Source organism: Microcystis sp. M53603_WE2 (genome assembly GCF_030065435.1).
Window position 1 is genome coordinate 1 of record NZ_JASJFF010000577.1, and the last position, 4,217, is coordinate 4,217.

Here is a 4,217-nt window from a genome sequence, read left to right on the forward strand (position 1 = left end):
ACTAGATGCCATGATCAAGTCATGTCTGTCCCTGACTAAAATAGAATTAGCGATTTCCCTAAGAGACCTAATTCCATGACGATTATCACTCTTTCACGTTATGTCACCAGAAACAATGAGATTTTAGGTGGAGAGCCAATTATTGAAGGCACTCGCACATCTATTCGCGCAATCGTAGGTCTGTGGCGATTAGGTGTGATGCCAGAGGAAATTCCAACTCATTTACCTCATTTGACCTTAGCACAAGTGTTCGATGCCTTGAGTTTTTATTTGGATCATCAAGCAGAAATTAACGAGTACATTGAACGTAACCAAGTCCCCGATGAGTTGGTGCATCCTTCTGTAAAGGCAGCTTTGGGTAAGCTATGAGCATATTTGCTTCGCTTTACATGGACGAAGATGTGTCGGCGTTAGTTGCAACACTTCTGCGTTCTCGTGGTTTAGATGTCACCACTGTTCCTGAGCAGTCAACTTTGGGCAAAACTGACAGCGAACAATTAGAATTTGCCGCTTCTTTAGGTAGATGTCTTGTCACCCACAACCGAGTTGATTTTGAACGATTACATCTTCAATTCATAGAGGAAGGCAGAGAACATTGTGGAATTATTGTTGTCCCTCAGAAAACTGCCTACGAGGTCGTGCAACGGGTTGGTGTTTTAGTCAACACGTTGACTGTTGATAGTATTAATAATCAGTTACTATACGCATGATTTCTCCGCAAACTTACACTCTAAGCACAAGCCAGCTAACACGATGAAGCGGCGATGTTCTAGTTCATTCATCACCGCTGACCATTGCTGTTAGACAGAAATCCCAGAAATGTTCAATCTAATCTTTATGGTTCTTCGGTTTGTGTTAGGCCATGGACGGGTTATAAAGGGCGATTTTTGTCAATTGTTTTCGATAACGTTTTTAAAACCCGACACCCGACACCCTGTCCGCAGGAAAAACTTTTTTAGCAGACCCTGGTTATTATACCGATAGGACGGGTTGGCCGGTAGAAATGGCTTTTTCGACGATATCGGCGGCCATTTTCACTCCTCCTGTCTTCTGTAGTGCTTTTTGCATTTTCAGGGCATTTTCTCGGTAACTGGGGAAGGATAAGACCTTTTCAATCGCCTTTCGTAAACGGGGAACTTCTAGACGGGAAATCGGAATCACTTCCCCTGTACCCGACCATTTTATCCGAGCAGATACCCCCGGTTGGTCGTTAGCGATGGGAATGGCCACCATCGGTACAGCTTGCGCTAGGGATTCTAGGGTAGTATTTAAGCCTGCGTGGGTGATAGTAAGAGAGGCTCTGGTTAAAAGCTCTAATTGGGGAGCATAGGGAACAACTAGGGCGTTTTTGGTTGTTATTTGAATGTTAGAGTCGGCATTGCCCAAGGATAAAACTAATTGTACCGGCAAATCGGCACAGGCTTCGGCGATCGCATTAAAGGCCGATTGTAGGCGATTTTGAATTGTACCGAGGGAAGCATAAATCAAGGGTTGTCCGGTTAATTTTTCGTAGGGAAAAGGAATCGTTTTTCTGGTGGAGGAATCGTGAAAGGGGCCGGTAAAGTGAAAGTGAGCGGGTAAATTTGACCGAGGAAACTCGAATTCGGCGGGTTGTTGGCTAATTTGAGCAAGGGGGGAATAGCGTTGATTGATGTTTTGATAGGGAATTAACCCCCATTCTTGACGCTGCTGGTTGATTAACTCATTCAGAGGACGAGTCAGAGAGTCAAGGAGTTTATAGCCAATTTTATTGCGAATAACCCCGATAAATGAGGGATTATAGTCCCAAGTGGTCATAAAGGGCGGAATAAGCGGATCACGATTTAAAACCAATGCCCCAGCAAAACTGACAAAGGGAATAGCTAATTTTTCTGCGATTGTACCTCCTGAGGGGGAGACTTGATCGACAATTAGGGCATCAATTCCCAAGCGACGCATCTCTTGAGGGATAGTTTCAAAGAGGGCAGCGGTAGAATTAGTAACTGATTGTACCGTGCGACGGACGGCGGCTTTTCCCTGTAATTGACCAATTTCGGCTAAATTTTTGGCTGATGTGCCTTTCGGATATTGGTCGGGTGCAATTGCCTGAAAATCTAAGCCGGCTGCTTGCACCATTTCTTCACCATCAAGAGTTAAAAAACAGGTAACTTTATGACCGCGTTTTTGTAACTCTTTTCCTAAAGGTAGGAGAGGATTGATATGTCCAGAAGCGGTGGGACAAAGAATGCCAAAATGAGTCATTAAACACCTCCACAGGTTTTCTTTAATTCTTCTAGATTCCAGAATGCTCCACCCAAGGCGGAGAATTGTATGCCTTCAAAGCAGTTACGCACGGCCCCCAAAGCGAGGGGATTAACTAGATAAATAAAGGGGACGTATTCCTGTTGAAGTTGTTGAATTTCATTATAGATAACTTTGCGCTTCTCAAAGTCTAATTCTTGGGAACCTTTGACGTATAAATCGGCGATTTTTTTCTCCCAATCCGCCGCTTGCCAGCCTTGAATCGGCGGGCTGCCGGGTTGAGGTTGTTGGTTAAAAGCGTGGAGATTTCCATCTACATACCAAATATTAGGGGCGTGGGGTTCATTATCGCCGGTAAAACCTAAAATATGTGCTTCCCAATCTAGACTATTACTCAGTTTATCAACTAAATTGCTAAAAGCGATCGCTTGAAAATCCACTTGAATTCCTATTGCGGCTAAATCATTTTTAATTTGTGCGCCTATTGCTTCCCGGATTTTGTTACCCGCATTAGTAATCAGGTTAAATCTAACGGGATTATTATCGGCATCGACTAGGAGATTATCACTATTATACTTAAATCCGGCCTCTAATAATAATTCTTTGGCTTTTTCGGGATTATAATCGTAACCTTTCAGGGTTTGATCGTAAAAAGGAGATTGGATAGAAAGAAAAGAATTTTGTTCTTGTCCCAATCCTCGATAGATATCATCAATCATTCTTTGACGATTAATGCCGTAGGCAATAGCTTGACGGAAATTTAAGTTATTAAACCAACGGGATTTAATCGGATCTACTAGGGGTTTTCCGTCGCGTTTTCCTTGATTGAGATTAAAACCGATAAATTGGGTTCCGTAGGCAGGTCCACCATTAAAAATAGTGAAATTTCCTCTTTCTTCTTCAGTTTTTAAGAGGGAGAAAAATTCGGGAGTTACCCCAATAGAATCTAAACTTCCCGAACGAAATTGCAGTAAAGTTGTATCCTGAGATTCAACAATTGCCCAAATTACCGAAGTTATATGAGGTAATTGTTGTCCCTGGGCATCTTTTTTCCAATAGTAAGGGTTATTCTCAAAAATAATCCTTTGTCCCGTTATATATTCTTTTAGTTTATAAGCACCATTAAAAACAATTTTATCGGGAGGAGTATCTAACCCCCAAGTGGAGAGAAATTCTAACCTACCATCGGGGCTTTTTTTCTGAATAGTTTTTTCTAAAGCGTGTTTAGGTAAAATCGGTGAACTGACAGCATCTAAAAAAGGAGCAAAAGGTTCGGGGAGTTTAAATTCGATTCTGCGATTATCTAGTTTAGTGATAACTGGAAATTCTTTTTTTAATCCTATTCTTAAACTATCGCGGTAGTTGTTAGGAATATCAGGATTTAGATATAATTCTTTATAGGTAAAAACCACGTCATCAACGGTTAAGGGTTGACCATCCGACCATTTTAAACCCTCTCTCATAGTAAAAATAATGCTCAAATTATCATCGGAAATTGTCCAAGATTCTGCTAATACCGGTTCTTTTTTGCCAGTAATGGGATTTTCTGTTAATAGTCCTTCGTAGGTTAAACCAAAAATATTCGGGGATTCGGCCGATAAAACAGCATTAAAGGTTTTTGGGTCACTTAATACCGATATGACCACTTGATTGCGTCTAACTTGATTACCACAAGCAGTTAGGGAAATCAGCAATAAACAAGAAATTAAAAATACCGTTAATCCCTGCCAAAATTTCACCATAATCTTTAATATTTTTCTGTCCGACTATCTAGAAGTAAAGACCTTGCCTGGCTATATAGGGTTTGCTGAATAAATCTAAAAACCTTGTTGGGTAAGACTTTTAGACTTTTTGTCAATCAAAAAGTACCAGGTATGGGAGTGATCAGGGGGAAAATCCCTGGACTTTTTCCCTAAAAATTAGGTAATTGGCCACCTCAAAACCGGTAAAACCCCACACCCCACACCCCACACCCC

Annotated in this window: 4 protein-coding genes; 2 read left to right on the plus strand and 2 right to left on the minus strand. The window is 41.5% G+C overall.

Translation table 11 applies throughout. From position 1 onward, the window contains the following. The first annotated feature begins 75 nt into the window (after window positions 1-75). Together PX481_RS12125 and PX481_RS12130 are read left to right on the plus strand one after the other, a co-directional pair. The gene (locus PX481_RS12125) at window positions 76-369 is read left to right on the plus strand and encodes a DUF433 domain-containing protein (protein WP_002794978.1); all 294 of its coding nucleotides are present in this window, start codon (window positions 76-78) and stop codon (window positions 367-369) included. Continuing rightward, entirely contained in the window at window positions 366-710 is a 345-nt protein-coding gene (locus tag PX481_RS12130; RefSeq protein ID WP_004159226.1) for a DUF5615 family PIN-like protein, read from the plus strand. Before PX481_RS12125 ends, PX481_RS12130 begins: the two co-directional genes overlap by 4 nt. 262 nt (window positions 711-972) lie before the next feature. On the opposite strand, the gene PX481_RS12135 is transcribed toward PX481_RS12130, so the two are convergent. Both PX481_RS12135 and PX481_RS12140 read right to left on the minus strand, forming a co-directional pair. Continuing rightward, window positions 973-2,241, minus strand: coding sequence for a glycosyltransferase (locus PX481_RS12135; protein ID WP_004159223.1), 1,269 nt, complete (start codon window positions 2,239-2,241; stop codon window positions 973-975). Then, window positions 2,241-3,983, minus strand: coding sequence for an ABC transporter substrate-binding protein (locus PX481_RS12140; protein WP_288094646.1), 1,743 nt, complete (start codon window positions 3,981-3,983; stop codon window positions 2,241-2,243). The genes PX481_RS12135 and PX481_RS12140 overlap by 1 nt, the downstream gene beginning before the upstream one ends. Between the last annotated feature and the right edge of the window lie 234 nt (window positions 3,984-4,217).

What these genes read in the sequence shown, in the direction of transcription:
- PX481_RS12125 (WP_002794978.1), top strand. Translation starts at nt 76, where the DNA reads ATGACGATTATCACTCTTTCACGTTATGTCACCAGAAACAATGAGATT.
- PX481_RS12130 (WP_004159226.1), top strand. Translation starts at nt 366, where the DNA reads ATGAGCATATTTGCTTCGCTTTACATGGACGAAGATGTGTCGGCGTTA.
- PX481_RS12135 (WP_004159223.1), bottom strand. Translation starts at nt 2,241, where the DNA reads ATGACTCATTTTGGCATTCTTTGTCCCACCGCTTCTGGACATATCAAT.
- PX481_RS12140 (WP_288094646.1), bottom strand. Translation starts at nt 3,983, where the DNA reads ATGGTGAAATTTTGGCAGGGATTAACGGTATTTTTAATTTCTTGTTTA.